This window comes from Ruegeria sp. CDSA077 (assembly GCF_059612265.1).
Genome location: NZ_JBXWQG010000002.1, coordinates 338,038 through 355,842 on the forward strand (window position 1 = coordinate 338,038; position 17,805 = coordinate 355,842).

Annotated in this window: 17 protein-coding genes; 4 read left to right on the forward strand and 13 right to left on the reverse strand. The window is 58.9% G+C overall.

All coding sequences use genetic code 11. The features are described 5' to 3' along the window. Position 1: 1 nt before the first annotated feature. Complete coding sequence (locus tag AC2FLE_RS08890; RefSeq protein ID WP_142635322.1) at positions 2 to 460, reverse strand: Lrp/AsnC family transcriptional regulator; 459 nt, start codon at positions 458 to 460, stop codon at positions 2 to 4. Positions 461 to 596: 136 nt separating this feature from the next. On the opposite strand from AC2FLE_RS08890, the gene ald reads away from it, so the two are divergent. Continuing rightward, positions 597 to 1,715, forward strand: coding sequence for an alanine dehydrogenase (gene ald, locus AC2FLE_RS08895; RefSeq protein WP_496696524.1), 1,119 nt, complete (start codon positions 597 to 599; stop codon positions 1,713 to 1,715). Positions 1,716 to 1,909: 194 nt separating this feature from the next. On the opposite strand, the gene AC2FLE_RS08900 is transcribed toward ald, so the two are convergent. After that, positions 1,910 to 2,719, reverse strand: coding sequence for a mechanosensitive ion channel family protein (locus AC2FLE_RS08900; RefSeq protein WP_496696599.1), 810 nt, complete (start codon positions 2,717 to 2,719; stop codon positions 1,910 to 1,912). 98 nt (positions 2,720 to 2,817) lie between these two features. Further along, the gene (gene mscL / locus AC2FLE_RS08905) at positions 2,818 to 3,246 is read right to left on the reverse strand and encodes a large conductance mechanosensitive channel protein MscL (protein WP_142635318.1); all 429 of its coding nucleotides are present in this window, start codon (positions 3,244 to 3,246) and stop codon (positions 2,818 to 2,820) included. Between the two features lie 134 nt (positions 3,247 to 3,380). Here mscL and AC2FLE_RS08910 point away from each other — a divergent pair, with 134 nt between their 5' ends. Next, entirely contained in the window at positions 3,381 to 4,079 is a 699-nt protein-coding gene (locus AC2FLE_RS08910) for a glutathione S-transferase family protein (protein WP_142635316.1), read from the forward strand. Between the two features lie 36 nt (positions 4,080 to 4,115). Here AC2FLE_RS08910 and AC2FLE_RS08915 read toward each other — a convergent pair whose 3' ends face one another. The 10 genes from AC2FLE_RS08915 to AC2FLE_RS08960 form a co-directional block, all read right to left on the reverse strand. Next, the gene (locus tag AC2FLE_RS08915) at positions 4,116 to 4,565 is read right to left on the reverse strand and encodes a YtoQ family protein (RefSeq protein WP_271948554.1); all 450 of its coding nucleotides are present in this window, start codon (positions 4,563 to 4,565) and stop codon (positions 4,116 to 4,118) included. A 63-nt stretch (positions 4,566 to 4,628) separates the two neighbouring features. Further along, positions 4,629 to 5,588 carry a hypothetical protein gene (locus AC2FLE_RS08920; protein ID WP_496696525.1) on the reverse strand — a complete coding sequence of 320 codons (960 nt, stop codon included), beginning with the start codon at positions 5,586 to 5,588 and terminating at the stop codon, positions 4,629 to 4,631. A gap of 263 nt (positions 5,589 to 5,851) precedes the next feature. Beyond that, positions 5,852 to 8,248, reverse strand: coding sequence for a phenylalanine--tRNA ligase subunit beta (pheT, locus tag AC2FLE_RS08925; RefSeq protein ID WP_496696526.1), 2,397 nt, complete (start codon positions 8,246 to 8,248; stop codon positions 5,852 to 5,854). Between the two features lie 85 nt (positions 8,249 to 8,333). Beyond that, positions 8,334 to 8,741 carry a cupin domain-containing protein gene (locus AC2FLE_RS08930; protein WP_496696527.1) on the reverse strand — a complete coding sequence of 136 codons (408 nt, stop codon included), beginning with the start codon at positions 8,739 to 8,741 and terminating at the stop codon, positions 8,334 to 8,336. A gap of 66 nt (positions 8,742 to 8,807) precedes the next feature. Then, entirely contained in the window at positions 8,808 to 9,599 is a 792-nt protein-coding gene (locus AC2FLE_RS08935) for a CE1 family esterase (protein WP_496696528.1), read from the reverse strand. 592 nt (positions 9,600 to 10,191) lie between these two features. Beyond that, on the reverse strand, positions 10,192 to 11,265 hold the full coding sequence (pheS, locus tag AC2FLE_RS08940) for a phenylalanine--tRNA ligase subunit alpha (RefSeq protein ID WP_496696529.1): 1,074 nt from the start codon (positions 11,263 to 11,265) through the stop codon (positions 10,192 to 10,194). Positions 11,266 to 11,335: 70 nt separating this feature from the next. Further along, the gene (locus AC2FLE_RS08945; protein ID WP_496696530.1) at positions 11,336 to 12,706 is read right to left on the reverse strand and encodes a glutamate--cysteine ligase; all 1,371 of its coding nucleotides are present in this window, start codon (positions 12,704 to 12,706) and stop codon (positions 11,336 to 11,338) included. 65 nt (positions 12,707 to 12,771) lie between these two features. Then, positions 12,772 to 13,299, reverse strand: coding sequence for a hypothetical protein (locus AC2FLE_RS08950; RefSeq protein WP_142635298.1), 528 nt, complete (start codon positions 13,297 to 13,299; stop codon positions 12,772 to 12,774). Further along, on the reverse strand, positions 13,296 to 14,144 hold the full coding sequence (locus tag AC2FLE_RS08955; protein ID WP_496696531.1) for a GNAT family N-acetyltransferase: 849 nt from the start codon (positions 14,142 to 14,144) through the stop codon (positions 13,296 to 13,298). Before AC2FLE_RS08955 ends, AC2FLE_RS08950 begins: the two co-directional genes overlap by 4 nt. Next, positions 14,141 to 14,866: a 16S rRNA (uracil(1498)-N(3))-methyltransferase gene (locus AC2FLE_RS08960; RefSeq protein ID WP_496696533.1), complete on the reverse strand. Its 726-nt coding sequence runs from the start codon at positions 14,864 to 14,866 to the stop codon at positions 14,141 to 14,143. The genes AC2FLE_RS08955 and AC2FLE_RS08960 overlap by 4 nt, the downstream gene beginning before the upstream one ends. A gap of 12 nt (positions 14,867 to 14,878) precedes the next feature. Between AC2FLE_RS08960 and ubiA the strand changes: the two genes are divergently transcribed. Beyond that, positions 14,879 to 15,841: a 4-hydroxybenzoate octaprenyltransferase gene (gene ubiA / locus AC2FLE_RS08965; RefSeq protein ID WP_496691859.1), complete on the forward strand. Its 963-nt coding sequence runs from the start codon at positions 14,879 to 14,881 to the stop codon at positions 15,839 to 15,841. Positions 15,842 to 15,906: 65 nt separating this feature from the next. Further along, positions 15,907 to 17,805: an OmpA family protein gene (locus AC2FLE_RS08970; protein WP_496696535.1), complete on the forward strand. Its 1,899-nt coding sequence runs from the start codon at positions 15,907 to 15,909 to the stop codon at positions 17,803 to 17,805.

The following is a 17,805-nucleotide window of genomic DNA, read 5'->3' on the forward strand; positions in this document are numbered from 1 at the left end:
GTTAAACCGGCAACGCCGTCGTCTTGAACACAGTCCGAAGCGCGAATGAGCTTTGCATCTGCGCCACGCCTGGAAGTCGAGACAGATATTGGCGATGGATGCGGGCGAAATCCTCGGTGTTTTCGGCAACGACCTTCAGTATGTAGTCCGCAGTTCCTGCCATCAGGTGGCATTCCAAAACATCCGGGATCCGCGCAACGGCTTTCTCAAAAGCCTCCAGTACTTCCTCGGCCTGGCCCTGCAAGGTGATCTCGACAAACACCGTTGTTGGCACATTCATCTTGCGCGCGTCCAACAAGGCAACGTAGTTGCGGATATAGCCATCGGCCTCAAGCCTCTGTACCCGCCTGTGGCAGGCCGAAGGCGACAAATTCACCTGCTCGGACAATTCGGCATTCGACATACGACCATTCCGCTGCAAGGCCGCCAGAATCTTTCTATCTGTCGTATCAAGGCTCATCCACGCAATTCCTTTGCGGGTTTTACCCATTGTAGCGAAGATTTTCCCGAAGAAAAGCCGGAATGCGGGCAGAGTTTCACAGAAATTGCACCCGAAACCGCCCATTATTTAGGCAGTTTAGGAACGGAGAGACCTAATGAAAATCGGTTGCCCCAAAGAAATCAAGCCGCAGGAATTCCGTGTCGGCATGACGCCCAACGCCGCACAAGAGGCGGTGTCTCGTGGCCATGAAGTGATAATCGAAAACGGAGCTGGCATTGGCGCCGGGTTTGACAACGATGATTACGTCGCCGCAGGTGCCCGCATCGTGGACAGTGCAGAAGAAGTTTTTGCCACCGCAGAGATGATTGTCAAAGTCAAAGAACCCCAGGCGGGCGAACGCAAGATGCTGCGTGAAGGGCAGCTTTTGTTCACCTACCTGCATCTGGCCCCGGATCCGGATCAGACCCATGACCTGCTGGAATCGGGCTGTACGGCTATCGCCTATGAGACAGTGACCGATGCAAATGGAGGTCTGCCCCTGCTTGCACCCATGTCCGAGGTTGCGGGCCGTCTGGCACCACAGGTCGGATCTTGGACGCTGCAAAAGGCCAATGGCGGCCGCGGAGTGCTGATGGGTGGCGTCCCCGGCGTTGGTCCAGCAAAAGTTGTGGTTATCGGTGGAGGCGTCGTCGGCACCCATGCCGCCAAGATCGCCGCAGGTATGGGCGCGGATGTGACGGTACTGGACCGGTCCCTGCCCCGGTTGCGTTATCTGGACGACGTGTTCGGCGGTCAGTTCAAGAACCAGTATTCAACTGCAGGTGCGACCGCGGAGCTGATCCAGACAGCCGACATGGTGATTGGCGCTGTGCTGATCCCGGGTGCGGCAGCGCCGAAACTGGTGACGCGCGCGCAGCTGTCCACCATGAAACCCGGCGCGGTTCTGGTGGATGTTGCCATCGACCAGGGCGGCTGTTTTGAAACCTCAAAGGCCACAACCCATGCGGACCCGATCTATGAAGTTGACGGCGTCATGCATTACTGCGTGGCCAACATGCCCGGCGCGGTTGCAAGAACGTCAACAATAGCACTGGGCAACGCCACAATGCCGTTCATGCTGGCGCTGGCGGATAAAGGATGGAAACAGGCCTGTCAGGATGATCCGCACCTGCTGGCTGGCTTGAACGTTCACGCCGGCCAACTCACCTATTATGCGGTTGGCAAAGCGCTTGGGATTGACGTGGTATCCCCCAACGTCGTCATCAAATCCTGACGAAAGCCTCCAGCCCCTGAAGCGCCCTCTCCCGAGGGCGTTTGCAGCGTTGGGCATAGCGCCGCCTTTTCGAAGCGGCGTGACCTGTTTACAGCGTTGAACGGGGCACCAAAAACAACGACGCCGCGCGATTAGCGCGGCGCCGGGCCCAACCGGAGGAGGGTATTTCAATGCCCGAGCGACGGGCGGGAGCATCATCCCTGTTTCTGGATCTCGACCGAATGCGGGTATGGAATCGAAACGCCTTTTGCATCAAACGCTTCTTTGACTGCTTTGGTCATTTCAAATTTGACATCCCAATAATCGACAGCAGCACACCACAAGCGCGCCGTCAGATCGACCGAGCTGTCCCCCAGATTTGTGACCCGCACCCAGGGCTCGGGATCGCCGTGGATGCGCCCATCAGCCATTGCGAGGTCCAGAATGATTTTCATCGCCGCATCCGCGCTATCGCCATAGTCGATACCAAACACCAAATCTACACGACGCGTCTCGTGTGCCGAGTAGTTGGTGATAACTGACCCCCAAGCCTGGCCATTGGGTACAATGATCTGCACATTGTCGGGGGTCACGAGTTCGGTCGTGAACAGATTCAGATCTTTGACAGTTCCGGCTGTTCCGCCGATGTCGACATATTGGCCAAGCTTATACGGCCGGAAGACAACCAACATCACGCCTGCCGCCAGATCACTAAGTGTACCCTGCAGCGCCAGGCCTATGGCCAGCGAAGCAGCACCCAAAATGGCAACGATACTGGTTGCTTCGATCCCGAAGATGCCCAGAACAGCCACAATTACCATGGCCAGAATGGCCCATTTGATCATGCTGGCGGCAAAATTGCCCAGCGTCGGATCAATATGGGGCGTTTTGTTGATACGGCGGCGAACAACCCCAGCGATCATACCTGCCGCAATCCAGCCCAATATCAGAACAATCAGAGCCTTGCCCGCACTCATCAAGATTGGCACATAGCCATTTGCCATATCCATGGCTTGATTTGCCATTTCCATCGTCTGCTCCAATTCGGGTTTCCTTCTGCTTTCAGATCGTTAATTGAATCCCACCTATCTGGTGGGGTCCTCTTCTGCCGTAACTGCAGGAGTCACTTTTTCAGTGCGTCGCGGATTTCCATCAGGATGTCCAGCTCGCTTGGCCCGGCTGGCGCTTCTTCTTCCGCCGGTGCTTCCTCTTCTGCCGCCTCTTTGACCCGGTTCACCATTTTGACCAGCATGAAAACCACCCAGGCGATGATCAGAAAGTTGATGATCGCCATGATGAACGCACCATATGCAAAAACAGAAGCACCGGTTTCCCGCGCCGCTTCCAAGCTCGCCCCTTCGGCGACATCACCGGCCAGAACGGAGTAGTTGTTGGTGAAATCAACCCCACCCGTGAACAGGCCAATCAATGGATTGATCAGATCGCCAACAAGAGACGTAACAATTGCGGTAAATGCGGCTCCAATGATGATACCCACCGCCATATCCATAACATTGCCTTTGGCAATGAATGTCTTGAACTCCTGGAACATAACTTCCCTCTTTCCCTGTTGTCATTTTTATGCGCCTAAACGCACGGCAACTGTGCGCTAATTGCACTATAAAATGTATGTTTTTATGGGAAATCGTGACTATTTTTCCCCAATCGGCTTATTCAGGAGACCCCATGACACATTTTGCGTCTTATTCCATTACAGACAAATGGCCCGCCAAAGACCCTTCGGTCATTCAGCTCTATTCTTATCCGACACCTAATGGCGTCAAAGCCTCGATCATGCTTGAGGAAACCGGCCTGCCCTACGAGGCGCATCTGGTCACGCTTGCGGATGCGGATGTCAAAAGCTCCGAGTTCCTGTCGCTGAACCCCAACAACAAAATCCCTGCAATCATTGACCCGAACGGTCCTGATGGACATCCCCTGGGCCTGTTCGAAAGCGGTGCGATCCTGTTGTATCTGGCCGAGAAGTCAGGGAAATTCATGGGCCAGACACAAAGCGACAGACATCGCATTACCCAATGGCTCATGTTCCAGATGGGTGGAATTGGTCCCATGCTTGGGCAACTTGGCTTTTTCCACAAATTCGCCGGGAAAGAGATCGAAGATCCGCGCCCACGTGAGCGTTATCTCAACGAGGCAAAGCGGCTGTTAAATGTCGTGAACAATCAACTTGATGGCCAGGAATGGATCGCCGGGGATTACTCGATCGCCGACATTGCAATCGTCCCCTGGCTGCGCGGGTTGGATTTTTATGGTGCCCGAGACATTGTTGGCTGGGATGAGTACGCAAATCTCCAACCTTATCTTGATCGGTTTCTTGCGCGTCCCGCCGTTCAGCGCGGGCTGCAGATTCCTTCCCCAGGTTAACACGTGTGGGGTGAGGCAATACCTCACCCCATCCATTTAACTTGGAAGCTTACCCGTCAGAACATACCGCAGCACATCCACCACCTGCGAGGGATGTTCAGCAACAGCCAGGGCGGCTGCATCAACCTCTTTCAACGCGTGCTGATGATCTGGCCCGTGCACTACGATGATCGACTTGCCCAAAGCCGCCGCATATCCCGCGTCAAAGGCTGCGTTCCATTGCTTGTATTGATCGCCAAAGCGGACGACCACGACATCCGCGTCTGAAATGCCCTTGCGGGTTCGGATCGCATTGACCATCGCACCCTTGTGGTCATGCCAATACTTGTTTGGCTCGGACCCCAAAATTGCAACGCCGCAATCGTCGCTGGCTTCGTGAACCGTGACAGGGCTGTTGAACGAAATGTCCAACCCTTTCGCCCCGTCAATGATCTGCTCGCGCCAGTCGGTGTGTATCTCTCCGGACAGGTAGACGTTCAGGCCCATTGATTTCTCCTTTGATTTTATTGGCGACCCTAAAGACAAAATGGACCTGACCCAAGGGGGAGCTCAGAAAGCCAGCCGCCAAAACACCGGCTGCCCGTTGGGAACTGCCTTACGGGCCGCGCTGCGCTGCTTGCTTCCCAGAAACCCCGGCATCTCGGATGTTGGCTCGAACCCGAAACTGCGGGGCAAACGGGTATAGATCGACCGAGGCGGCAACCGCCCCCAGGTGATCCCTTTCAGCTGCGCGCCCGGTTCTGGCTGGTGCATCCAGACTTCGCGAATGGCGAATTCGTCGCGCAGCAGCACCAACACTGCCAACATCATGACCTCGGCCCATATTTTCGCGTATTTCTGCTGCAGCGCCTGCTCGTATTCACGCGTCAAACGCAACTCACGCGACCGGGGCGCCCGGCATTGCAGTCGACGCCGGGCATGGCCGACAAAGCGCAACCAGTCGGACTGAATTTCTTCAATCAGACAATAGCCACTTGTTAAATCTATATCCAAGCGGCACCAGGCCAGAGTCGGACGGCCATGCGTGCGTACCGGGTGCCAACAGCTTTGGAACGCACCCACCGCCGCGCGCTGTTCGAATTTCCACAACAGCTCGGCGTGCTCGGTCGGGAAGCCCAACTGCACCACAATGTTATGCGCCTTGCGCGTGGATTGTTCACCAGACCAGCGCTCAAAGCTCAGGCAGAAATCCAGCCATTCGGACTGATAGACCGCTTCTAAACCATGGAACGCCGCAGGGCTTAGCCCCTTCAGACGCACGGCGCGATCCGCATGGGCCACGGCCAGCACATCGTGCCTCCGCAAAACCCCACCGCACCGCGCGATCATGGGTTTCAGCAAAGGACGCGCCAGCAAACGGGACAGCCCCGATTGCTTTAGATCCGAAACCGACATTTCGGCCTCCATTGACTGGCACAGCAACCAGGGGCTTTGCCGGTCGGTATAATAGTAGAATGGCATCTCTTCCGGCAGAATCTGCCGGATCATCGAGATGTCTTGGCGTTTCATGACAACTCTCCAACGGGAAACAGGCCCGCCGGTCAGTTGGCGGGCAATCAGGATTTGGGCATTGCTTTTGCGAGGCTGGGATCTGGCATTGGGCCGACTCCGGATTGTGATTGCGTTAGGGGGCTGGACTTACGGCCAGGGGGTGATTCCACTCAACCCCTGGATATTCAGGACGCAGGGACGTTGCAGCACGGCAACACTGGCGTCTGAGAAACGAGAAAAGCGCGCCGATTGGCGCGCTTTGCATTTGGATTACGGTCGCGTTAGCCGCGCAGAACGCCGCCCGTTGCCTTGGAAACCTTGGCGATGATCTTCTCGGCCACCGCTTCGATGTCTTTTTCTTTCAGGGTCACATCTGTTGGCTGCAGCCGAACGGTGATGGCCAGAGATTTCTTGCCCTCACCCAGGCTTCCGCCAATAAACTCATCAAAGACGCGCACATCTTCGATCAGCGCCTTGTCGGCACCGGCAGCGGCATTCACCAGCGTCAGTGCCTCGACGCCTTCATCGACGACAAAAGCAAAGTCACGCTCGACCGCCTGCAGATCGCGCAGCTCCAGCGCCGCGCGGGTCGCCCCGGATTTACGCGGTAGAGGCACCTCATCCGGCCAGATAGCGAAAGCCACCGCCGGGCCCTTGATGTCCATCGCCTGCAACACACGCGGATGCAACTCGCCGAAAACGCCCAGTACCTTTTTCGGACCCAGACAAATTTTGCCGTGCCGGCCCGGATGCCACCAGGCGTCGCCCTCGCGTAGGATCTGAACCTTGGCGGGTGCGCCGATGGCGGCCAAAACGGCCTCGGCATCTGCCTTGGCGTCGAACACATCCGCCGGGCGTGTGGCGCTATGCACATCCTTGGGGCCGTCGCGACCGACCAGCAGGCCGGTAATCTGGATTTTCTGATCGCCTGGCTCGCCGTCGTGAAAAACTGGGCCAACTTCAAACAGCGCCACATCCGCATAGCCGCGCGCCTGATTGCGGGCCGCCGCTTGCAACAGCCCCGGCAGCAGATCGGGGCGCATATGACTCATCTCGGACGAAATCGGGTTTTCCAACTGCGTCGCTTCATCGCCACCGCCAAACAGCGCTGCGGATGTCTGATCAATGAATGTATAGCTGACGCATTCGTTATAACCCAATGCGGCACAGGTGCGGCGCGCCATCGACTGGCGGCGCTGAGTGGCAGTCATAACCGGTTTCGGAATGCCATCAGTGACCCTCGGCAGCGGCTTGCCCTGAAGCTTGGTCAGGGAGGCAATTCGTGCGACCTCTTCCACCAGATCAGCCTCGCCCATGACATCGGGGCGCCAGCTGGGGACATGGGCCATCTCGCCTTCAAGGCGGAAACCCAGACGGGTCAGGGTCTGGCGCTGCTCGCTTTCGGGAATGACCATCCCGACCAGCGATTGCACCCGGGCCGAGTCCAACTTGTAGGATCGCGCATGGTTTGGTGCTTTGCCTGCCTCAACCACTTTAGAGACCTCGCCACCGCAGATATCCAGGATCATCTGCGTTGCATGTTCCAATCCTTCCAGCGTGTATTCCGGGTCGACGCCGCGCTCGAATCGGTACCGCGCATCCGAGTTGATTTTCAACGCCCGGCCTGTCAGTGCAATTTGCACATGATCCCAGAACGCGCTTTCGAGGAAGACGTTCACGGTATCCTCGGTACAGCCGGTTTCTTCGCCGCCCATGATCCCTGCAATGGATTCCGGGCCGTTGTCGTCCGAAATCACCATCATGCCGGGTTGCAGCGTGTATTCCTTTTCGTCCAGCGCCACCAGCTTTTCGCCGCCCTTGGCCCTATGTACGCGCAGGTTGCCCTGAACCTTGTCCGCATCAAAGACATGCAGCGGACGGTTCTGGTCGAAGGTCATATAGTTGGTGATATCCACCAAGGCCGAGATCGGACGCAGGCCGATCGCCTTCAACTGATTCTGCAGCCACTGCGGGCTGGGGCCGTTCTTGACACCCTTGATCAGACGCCCGGTGAAATGCGGTGCTCCGTCCAGCGTGTCATCATCAATCGTCACCTTGATCGGGCTGACGAAATCGCCCGGCACCGGCACATAGTCGCGCTCTTTCAGCGTGCCGACCCCGCGTGCCGCCAGATCGCGCGCGATCCCGGCGACGCCCAACGCATCGGGGCGGTTCGGGGTGATCGCAATCTCGATCATCGGATCGACCTTTGCGGGATCATTCTCGGCCAGCCAGTCAACGAACTGATCGCCGACCTCACCCGAGGGCAGCTCGATGATGCCGTCATGCTCTTCCGACAGCTCCAGCTCGCGCTCCGAGGCCATCATGCCAAAGCTTTCGACACCGCGGATCTTGCCGACGCTGATGGTGATGTCCAGGCCCGGAATATACATGCCCGGTTTGCAGACCACGACGGTGATGCCTTCGCGCGCATTGGGCGCGCCGCAGATGATCTGCAGATCTCCCTCATCCGTCGCAACCGTACAGACCCGCAGCTTGTCGGCATCAGGGTGCTGTTCGGCATGGGTCACTTTTCCCAGCGTAAAGCCCGCCAATCGGTCCGCCGGATTGACGATCTCTTCGACTTCGAGCCCCAGATCGGTCAGCGTTTCGGCGATCTCATCGACCGACGCGTCAGTGTCCAGGTGATCCTTGAGCCAGGAAAGGGTGAATTTCATCGGTCGTATTCCGCATAATCTTGGGTCAGCCCGCGTGTAACGGATATTCAGACAAGGGGAAAGAGGCCGTGTGCCACATGATCGCCTACTGTTCGGCAACTGTGTTGGCGACGCTATCCGATCCGGCAAACACCGCCAAAATCCGCGCGATGCTTTCGCCCGTATTCGCCCCCACATGCGGGGATCGGAACGCTTCGACAAAGGCATCACCGGTTTTGTAGGTCTTTGTCCCCGCCGCGCCGTAATCGACAGTGATTTCCCCTTCCAGCACATAGGCCATCAGCGGAGCATTATGCCGGTGACTACCGGTCACCTGACCCGGCTGCATGGTGATGATGGCCATGGTGATCTGCGGCGTGCCGTCCGGGTATTCCAGCGGCTCTCCGATCACGGACCTGTCCGTTTGCACCAACACATCAACAGGCGGATAGGCGTCGCGCGCCAGGGCAGAGGTTGCGGTCAGGATCGCGGCGGTCACCAGCAGGGGTTTCATCGGGCAAGGCTCCTTGGTCAGATGGCCTGCGCAGATGACCCCGGATGTAGGGGGCTGTCAAACGGGTCAGGGATAGACCGGCGCTCGTCCGGCCAGCTCATCCAACTGCCAGCCGATCCAGCCATGAGGGATGAAATGCCCGCCCGGATGCGTGTCCAACGTAACCTGCCCCTGCGCGCAATCGGTCCACTCCACACGGCTGAGGGTCAGGAAAGGCTTCACGCTCCAATCGCCACGCGGGGTTGCACCGTTGCAATCGAACTTCGCCTTCCACAACGCCACCGGATAGGTCGTGTCCCCGCCCGGACCCAAGGGAAATTCCATCACCGTGTCGTCCAACCCATGCACATGGCGCACCTGGCGCGGAGCCTGCGGGCAATCTTCGGTCTGGCGAATGCTGCCAGCCACAGCCAGCAGGGCCGCAACGTCATCGCCGGACTGACAGACATAGCGCCACGCCATCGCGCCGCCATAGGAATAGCCCGAGACATAGATGCGGTCCGGATCGATCGGATAGCGCGCCGCCACATCCTCTAGCACGCGATCTGCAAAGGGGACGTCATCAGTGTCGGACGTCCAGAAATCCCAGCTTTTGCCGCGCCCGTTCGGGGCCACCAGTAGCACGCCGCGCAGTTTCGTGGCCCCGGCGATCCGTTCGTGGTTGACCACCACATCCCCCTGCCGCGCCCAACCGTGGAAGTGCAGCAATACCGGCAGAGGGCTTTTTCCGTCCCAGCCATCAGGCTCCAGCACATGGTATGAGCGGTCGCCCAGCGGGCAGGCCGTGTCGCCATGGCAGCCATTTGCTGCAGCTTGGAGCGGGAGAAGGAAAAACAGGCAGGTCAGAATCCGGAACATAACTCGGAGCCTACCCGCCCCGCGCACGAAGTCACGTCACAACCCCGTGGGAGGCTGAAACAAGCCGCGCTATCGCCAGACCGTGGGGTGGCGATCCTTGGGCTGTGGAGGGCAGTATATGCTGGCCAAATCCGTGCACTGTTCGAGCGTTGCGCTAATGGAGACAAATCGCCAGCCCGTGCCGGCGGTCTGGCGATAGCGCGGCGGCCTATCGGCCTTTGCTCCGCGCAGTATTCGATCAATCCACTTTGTTTATGGACTTTATCGCGCGCACGATTATCGAAGACTATTTCGATCTATCTTTTGCATATTGATCGATTAGCTTTTTAACCATCGTTTGTCGGTCCTTCGCCTCTTTTCTTTGGTCTGCCCGATGTGAAAGAGCATCCATCGCCGCCCATAATCCTGGAATTACAGCGACTAACAGGAGAGGCCAAACCCAAACGACGGCAGATGCGAACAACGTTACCGTTAGAAACTGAATTGCTATCGTTGCTGAAAGAATACCGGTCAACCAAAGGAAAGGTGCCCTAGCCACACGGCGGCGCCACCAGTCGATGTATCGAGCCAGATATACAGCCAGCGAATACACTTACCGCGACAAACCACCATGCAGGTTCGGCATATCCAGCGCCGCAAACCCGTAGTGGCGCAACCACCGCAGATCGGAATCAAAGAAGGCCCGCAGATCAGGAATGCCGTATTTCAGCATCGCCAGACGGTCGATGCCAATGCCAAAGGCAAAGCCCTGATAGACCTCGGGATCAATCCCACCGGCGGCGATCACTTTGGGGTGGACCATGCCCGAGCCCAGAATCTCCATCCAGTCGTCACCCTCGCCGATCTTCAGCTGGCCGTTATCCCAAGAACAACGGATATCGACCTCAGCCGAGGGCTCGGTGAAGGGGAAGTGCGAGGCGCGGAAGCGCAGTTCGACATTGTCGACCTCGAAGAACGCCTTCACGAACTCTTCCAGAACCCATTTCAGGTTCGCCATCGAGATGTCCTTGTCGATGGCAAGACCTTCGACCTGATGGAACATCGGCGTGTGGGTCTGATCATAATCAGCGCGATAAACGCCGCCCGGACAAATGATGCGGATCGGCGCGCCCTGCAGCTCCATTGAGCGGATCTGGACCGGCGAAGTATGGGTGCGCAGCACGTGCGGCGGGCGCTCGTCGCCCTCGGCACGGTGCATATAGAACGTGTCCATCTCGGCCCGCGCGGGGTGGTGGCCGGGGATGTTCAGCGCGTCGAAATTGTGCCAATCGGTCTCAATCCGCGGCCCTTCGGCCACCGAGAAACCCAGTTCGGCAAAGATCGCAGTCAATTCCTCGGTCGCCTGGCTGACCGGGTGGATCGAGCCCTGACGGCGCGCGCGGGTCGGCAGGGTAACGTCCAGCCATTCGGTGCGTAGACGTTCGTCCAGCGCGGCATCGGCAAGACCGGCTTTCTTGGCGGCTAGGGCCGAGTTGATCTCATCCTTCAGGGCGTTCAGCGCGGGGCCTGCGACCTGACGTTCCTCGGGGGTCATCTTGCCCAGCTCGCGCATCTTCAGCGCAACTTCACCTTTTTTGCCCACGGCGGCGACGCGGATCGCCTCAAGCGCGTTCTCATCGCCCGCCTCGGCGATCTGCCCCAGATATTTTGCCTTAAGATCGTCCATGACGCCCTCTGAATTTGGTCGCCAACCTGCTATCGGCCCCGCCCCGCGAATGCAAGCGGGACGCGGTGGGTCAATAGCTGTATTCGGGATAAATTCGGGTCAGATCGCCGTTCCAGTCACCATTGTAGTGTTCCAGCAACTCATCCGCCGGAACCTTGCCGGTATCGAGGCTTTCCTTCAGCGCGTTCAGGAAATGCGTCTCATCGGGAACCAGACCACCTGCGCCGGGATAGGCCCGGGCCTTGAGACCACTTTCCGAGATCGCAACCACTTCGCGGGCAAGATCATGCATGTTGATGTCGCCAACCCGCGCCTGCAGGCCATTGACGGCTGCCTGAACGCGCAGTTCCTCGCGCGTTTCGGCATCCCAGCCCTTGACCAGATCCCAGGCCGCATCCAGCGCGCCCTGATCATAGGTCAGGCCAACCCAGAAGGCAGGCAGCGCACACAGACGCCGCCACGGGCCACCATCCGCGCCGCGCATCTCCATGAATTTCTTGATCCGCGCCTCGGGGAAGGCGGTGGTCAGGTGATCGGCCCAATCAGACAGGGTAGGTGTTTCACCCGGCAGCGCGGGCAGTTTGCCCTGCAGGAAATCGCGGAAGGACATGCCCAGCGCGTTGATATACTGGCCATCGCGATAGACAAAGTACATCGGCACATCCAACGCGTATTGCACGTAGCGCTCGAACCCAAAGCCCTCTTCGAACACGAAGGGCAGCATGCCGGTGCGCGCATCGTCCAGGTGCCGCCAGATATGGCTGCGCCAGCTTTTCTGGCCGTTGGGCTTGCCCTCAAAGAAGGGCGAATTGGCAAACAGCGCGGTGGCCACCGGCTGCAAAGCCAGCGCGACGCGCAGTTTCTGCACCATGTCGGCCTCGGACCCAAAGTCGATATTGACCTGAACCGTGCAAGTGCGCCGCATCATGGCGCGGCCCATGGAGCCTACTTTTTCCATGTAATCGTTCATCAGCCGATAACGGCCTTTGGGCATCAGAGGCATCTGCTCATGGGTCCAGATCGGGGCCGCGCCCAGACCGATAAAGCCCACGCCGATTTCATCAGCGATATCCTTAACCTCGCGCAGGTGGGTGTTCACCTCGTCGCAGGTCTCGTGGATCGTCTCCAACGGCGCACCCGACAGCTCTAGTGCACCGCCCGGTTCAAGGCTGACATTGGCCCCGTCTTTTTCCAGACCGATCAGGTGGCCCGCTTCGCGCACCTCGGCCCAGCCGTGCCGGTCACGCAGCCCTTCAAGCACCGCCACAATCGACCGCGTGCCTTCGAATGGCAGCGGTTTCAGTGAGTCTTTACAATAGCCGAACTTTTCATGTTCGGTTCCGATGCGCCAATCGGCTTTGGGCTTGCAGCCCGCTTCCAGATATTCGGCAAGTTGCTCGTGGCGTTCGATCGGTCCGCCGCCGGACTGGGGGATGGACATGAACCGTGCTCCGATCCTGATGTGTCTGTCTTGTTGGTCAGTCGTGGTCGCAAACGACGGCGGTGTCAATGCAACCGCATATGCGCAGGGCGCATCGGCTGACGCTCCCAAATTACTACGGGATGGACGGCCCCACCGTTCAATTCCGACAACATATGTTCTGTTTTCAACCCCGGTAGCGCCGAGAACACGTCAAACAGCGCTTCGGCCCCTTCGGCATTCACAGGAATGTGAAGTGTCGGCTGGCCAGGCTGTTCCAACACCCAATGCGCCGGGTTCGAGGATGGGTCCAACGCCAACCGCTCGATTTCCCGTGTCGCGACCATGCCACCGTCCAGCGGGCCAAAATAGGATATCTGGCCTTCGTCGATGGTCACAACTCCGGGGCCACCGACGCCGGTGCGAAACCTGGCGCGCTGAACCCCGATCACGGCCAGTGCAAGCGACACCGCCACCAAAACCCAGCCCAACCAGCCCAGCAACCCACCCGGGCCGCTGATCCAGCTGAGGCCAACCAACAGAATGACACCGGCAACCAGCACTTCGCGCCAGCGCCACAGGGCCAGTTTCGCTTCGGGTCGGATGAAACTCATGCGGTATCCTCTGGGTTTATGAACAGGATGAGCGAGTACTGCCCCGCGGATTGAAAACCGATACCGATATAAGCACGCGCAGCGGAATCGGAAGCCGCAAACAAAACCGCGCGTTTCGCACCCGTACGGCGCGCCTCCTCCAGATGCAGCGCGACGGCCAGACGCGCATATCCACGGCCGCGCATTTCACGAGGTGTAAAGACCCCACCAATCTGCACGACTTCTTGCAAGCGCGCATTAAAACCAGTCATGGCGACAGGCCAATCGTCGACCAGCAACACACGATGAGAATCACGTGCGGTATAGGCGTCGCAATCCAAGCCAGCCTGTTTTTGCGCTCGTGACGAATTGAATTCCATTGCTTCGATCAGGTAGTCAGACCGCCACCTTTCGACGATTTCACGATCAAACGCACCCAAAGGCACCAATTCTGCGCTTGTAGCATCCGGAATAGTAAGCTGTTCCAAATCCAGCGTGAAACCCGGTTCATCGCTGTTCAGCGTTGCCGGCCGTTCCTCCCACCCCGCAAGACGCATGATCCGGCGGGCCTGTGTTGCCTCAGCCGCCATTCCAAACAAGGCACGCCCCCGGATCAGATCAATCGCAGCGGCCAATTCTTCATCTGTGCAATCGGGGCATTGCGGTAAAACCATGCCCTCATTCGTGATGGAGAACGCCGCACGGGGTTCGTCGCCCAACACCCAGATATTAACGGCACGTCGGTCCGTGCCCCGCAATCCAAAATCACGCAGATTGGCCAAGGGGAACATCGACGTCTGAATGTGGCGCATTAGAAACTGGTCGATCTTCGGTAGATCCGCCTCCTGCGCGAGACGCCAAATCATGACCAGTCCCCCAACGCCTGCTGCCACATGGTCAGAGCCGCAACGGCTGCTGTATCCGCGCGCAGGATACGCGGGCCAAGACTGACGACATGGGCATAGGGTAAGGCGGTCAGCCGGGCGCGTTCACGTTGGGAAAAGCCGCCCTCGGGTCCGATAAGGATCGCCCATGGCAACCCCTTTTCATTCGCCGCCAGGCGCAGGGCCGAGCCGACCTCGGCCTCGTTACAGAACATCAGTTGACGCCCCTCGGGCCAGCTATCCAGAACTCGGTCCAGCCGCTGCAGATCGGCGACCTCGGGCACAAAGGTACCGCCGCATTGCTCGGCGGCCTCGACCGCGTGGGCTTGCAAGCGGTCCTGGCGGATACGTTCGGAATTGGTGAATTCTGTCTGCACCGGCATGATCCGCGCCGCACCCATTTCCGCCGCCTTTTCAACGATGAAATCGGTGCGTGCCTTTTTGATCGGGGCGAACAGGAACCACAGGTCAGGTGGCCGTTGCAGCGGTTTGGTCTGTTCGACACAGGTCAGTACACCGCCACGCTTTCCCGCTTCGGCCACTTCGGCCTGCCATTCTCCGTCCTGTCCGTTAAACAAGGCAACCTGCCCCCCCACAGCCAGGCGCATGACACCGAACAGGTAATGTGCCTGCTCGCGCGTCAATTCTACCGATTGCCCCGGACCCAAAGGGTGCTCTACATACAGTCTGATCTTTGCACTCATGAGACCTTACATATGCAAGGCAATGCGCCAACACCAGACGGTCAGGTCGCTGATGCGGTCAGCGGCAACTGGGTCGACACCTATGCGCCGGAATTCTCGCGCCCTTACCTGCGGCTGAGCCGGGCCGATCGGCCTATCGGCACATGGCTGCTGCTGATCCCCTGCTGGTGGGGGCTGGCGCTGGCCATCCTCAGCGACGGCACCCCGCGGTGGGAGGACCTCTGGATCGCCATCGGTTGTGCCATCGGTGCCTTTTTGATGCGCGGCGCGGGCTGCACTTGGAATGACATTTCGGACCGCGACTTTGATGCAAAAGTGGAACGGACCCGGTCGCGCCCGATCCCTTCTGGGCAGGTCAGTGTTCGGCAGGCCGCGATCTGGATGGTGCTGCAATGCCTGCTGGCATTGTTGGTTCTGCTGAGCTTCAACCAGGCCGCCATCGCCATGGGCGTGCTGTCCCTGTTGCCCGTCGCTGTCTACCCCTTCGCCAAAAGGTTCACCTGGTGGCCACAGGTATTTCTGGGACTGGCCTTCAACTGGGGCATCCTGCTGACCTGGGCCGCGCATACCGGAACGGTCGGCGGCCCGGCTATCACTCTGTACCTGGCCGGCATCGCCTGGACGCTGTTCTACGACACGATCTATGCGCATCAGGACGCCGAGGATGACGAGCTGATCGGTATCAAATCCACCGCCCGCCTGTTCGGGACAAATACTGCGCATTGGTTAAAGTATTTCCTGGTCGCCACTGTATCCCTAATGGCGCTGGCCATTATAGACACCATGACGCGGCAGGCCCCAATTACAGCCATGTTCGTTGCACTTGCCGGACCTTGGGCGATGGGATGGCACATGACGTGGCAACTGCGTGGGCTGGACACTGAAGACAACGCCAAATTACTGCAGCTTTTCCGCGCCAATCGTGACACCGGCCTTATTCCGCTGATCTTCCTTTGCATTGCTGTGCTGCTCTGATTGCACCTCGGCGCGGGCCTCTGTAAGAGTCCTGCTCAATAACTTCAGGAGTCGTCTGCCCGCACATGCGCCTGCCCTATTTCCTAGCTGCCTCCCTGATATTCCTCGTTTCGGCCAGCCTGTCGCTTGTGGCCGCAGGATATGCGGTAACCAAAGTCGAAGAAGCGTCGGAACTCGCCGTGCGGCGTGCGCTTGACCTAAAAGGGCATGACTGGGCCGAAGTCGAATCCGATGGCCTGCGCGTTGTCCTGACCGGCACAGCCATTGACGAAGCAACGCGATTCAATGCGCTGACCGCAGCCGGGACCGAGGTTGATACCTCACGCGTTATTGACGACATGCAGGTCGCCCCCACCCGGCAACTGGCAGCACCGCGCTTTTCCGCTGAAATTTTGCGAAACGACAGCGGTATTTCGATTATTGGTCTGATACCCGCAAGCCAAGACCGCAGCGAGCTGATCGAAAGGTTGCGCCGGATGGACGGCGACACCGTTTCGGATCTGATGGAAACTGCGGATTACCCTATACCCGAAGGCTGGGACGACGCGTTGAACTATGCGCTCGAAGCGTTGACCCGCCTGCCGCGCGCCAAAATATCGGCCAGCCCCGGTTTGGTGAAAATCACCGCCATTGCAGACAGCCTGCGAGAAAAAGAACGACTGGAACAGAGCCTGACCCGCGCAGCACCTCCCAGTTTGCGAATCGGGTTGTCGATCTCGGCTCCGCGCCCCGTAATCACCCCCTTTACACTGCGCTACCTGATTGATGCCAACGGCGGCCAGTTCGATGCCTGCTCGGCCCAGAATGAAAAAGCGCGGGATGCCATCGTCGCTGCTGCCAAAGAGGCAGGCCTTGCCGGCCCGTTTAACTGTACAATCGGTTTGGGCGTGCCCTCACCCCGTTGGCCCGAAGCGGCAACGCTCAGCATTCGCGCCCTGTCCGAGATTGGTCAGGGTTCGGTCACGATTTCGGATGCGGATATCACGCTGGTGGCGGCGCAGGGAACAGAGGCTGGGGTCTTTGACCGTGTGGTGGGCGAGCTGGAAAATGCGCTGCCCGAGGTTTTCGCCCTGCACGCCGTCCTGCCCAAAGCCGAAACCGACGACTCCACCGGCCCCCCCGAGTTCTCGACCACGCGCAGCCCCGAAGGGCTGGTCCAAATGCGCGGTCGTCTGAGCAATGAGACATCGCGCGACATGGCCGACAGTTTTGCCCGCGCGGCATTTGGATCGGAACAGGTTTATACCGCCACCCGCATCGCCTCCGACTTACCCGCTGACTGGCCGGTGCGTGTTCTGGCGGGGCTGGAAGCGTTGTCTCTGCTGCATAACGGCGCTCTGACTGTTACCCCTGACGACGTTTCTCTCAGCGGGGTCAGCTACGACCCGGACGCCAAAGCCCGTATCGCCGGATTGCTGTCGGAAAAGCTTGGGGATGCCAAAGGTTTCACCCTTTCGATCACCTATCAAGAGCCGCCGAAACCCGCAGATAGCCTGCCCGACCCGGAGCTGTGCGAAGACCAGCTTGCCGAAGTTCAGGCCAGCAGCAAAATCGCATTCGAACCGGGATCGGCCACGGTTGCCGCGGATTCTCGCGATACAGTGAATCAGATCGCCGAGATTCTGCGCGAATGCGGCCCCATCCGGATCGAAATTCAAGGCCATACAGACAGTCAGGGCCGCGAAGAGATGAACCAGCAGCTTAGCCAGGCGCGGGCTCAGTCGATCCTGAACGAGCTGCGCGGACGCCGCATTCCGACCTCAAGCTATTCGGCCGTGGGATATGGCGAAACGGAACCGATCGCAGACAACGATACCGAGGCTGGCCGAGAAGAAAACCGTCGCATTGAATTCCGCCTGATCCGGCCCGAGCCCATTGCCAATTCCGAGACCGGGCTTGAGGCGCTGGAGGCCGAGACAGAGACGCCAGAAGACGCCGCAGATACCGGCGCAGAGGATCAGTAA

What these genes read in the sequence shown, in the direction of transcription:
- AC2FLE_RS08890 (WP_142635322.1), bottom strand. Translation starts at nt 460, where the DNA reads ATGAGCCTTGATACGACAGATAGAAAGATTCTGGCGGCCTTGCAGCGG.
- ald (WP_496696524.1), top strand. Translation starts at nt 597, where the DNA reads ATGAAAATCGGTTGCCCCAAAGAAATCAAGCCGCAGGAATTCCGTGTC.
- AC2FLE_RS08900 (WP_496696599.1), bottom strand. Translation starts at nt 2,719, where the DNA reads ATGGCAAATCAAGCCATGGATATGGCAAATGGCTATGTGCCAATCTTG.
- mscL (WP_142635318.1), bottom strand. Translation starts at nt 3,246, where the DNA reads ATGTTCCAGGAGTTCAAGACATTCATTGCCAAAGGCAATGTTATGGAT.
- AC2FLE_RS08910 (WP_142635316.1), top strand. Translation starts at nt 3,381, where the DNA reads ATGACACATTTTGCGTCTTATTCCATTACAGACAAATGGCCCGCCAAA.
- AC2FLE_RS08915 (WP_271948554.1), bottom strand. Translation starts at nt 4,565, where the DNA reads ATGGGCCTGAACGTCTACCTGTCCGGAGAGATACACACCGACTGGCGC.
- AC2FLE_RS08920 (WP_496696525.1), bottom strand. Translation starts at nt 5,588, where the DNA reads ATGAAACGCCAAGACATCTCGATGATCCGGCAGATTCTGCCGGAAGAG.
- pheT (WP_496696526.1), bottom strand. Translation starts at nt 8,248, where the DNA reads ATGAAATTCACCCTTTCCTGGCTCAAGGATCACCTGGACACTGACGCG.
- AC2FLE_RS08930 (WP_496696527.1), bottom strand. Translation starts at nt 8,741, where the DNA reads ATGAAACCCCTGCTGGTGACCGCCGCGATCCTGACCGCAACCTCTGCC.
- AC2FLE_RS08935 (WP_496696528.1), bottom strand. Translation starts at nt 9,599, where the DNA reads ATGTTCCGGATTCTGACCTGCCTGTTTTTCCTTCTCCCGCTCCAAGCT.
- pheS (WP_496696529.1), bottom strand. Translation starts at nt 11,265, where the DNA reads ATGGACGATCTTAAGGCAAAATATCTGGGGCAGATCGCCGAGGCGGGC.
- AC2FLE_RS08945 (WP_496696530.1), bottom strand. Translation starts at nt 12,706, where the DNA reads ATGTCCATCCCCCAGTCCGGCGGCGGACCGATCGAACGCCACGAGCAA.
- AC2FLE_RS08950 (WP_142635298.1), bottom strand. Translation starts at nt 13,299, where the DNA reads ATGAGTTTCATCCGACCCGAAGCGAAACTGGCCCTGTGGCGCTGGCGC.
- AC2FLE_RS08955 (WP_496696531.1), bottom strand. Translation starts at nt 14,144, where the DNA reads ATGATTTGGCGTCTCGCGCAGGAGGCGGATCTACCGAAGATCGACCAG.
- AC2FLE_RS08960 (WP_496696533.1), bottom strand. Translation starts at nt 14,866, where the DNA reads ATGAGTGCAAAGATCAGACTGTATGTAGAGCACCCTTTGGGTCCGGGG.
- ubiA (WP_496691859.1), top strand. Translation starts at nt 14,879, where the DNA reads ATGCAAGGCAATGCGCCAACACCAGACGGTCAGGTCGCTGATGCGGTC.
- AC2FLE_RS08970 (WP_496696535.1), top strand. Translation starts at nt 15,907, where the DNA reads ATGCGCCTGCCCTATTTCCTAGCTGCCTCCCTGATATTCCTCGTTTCG.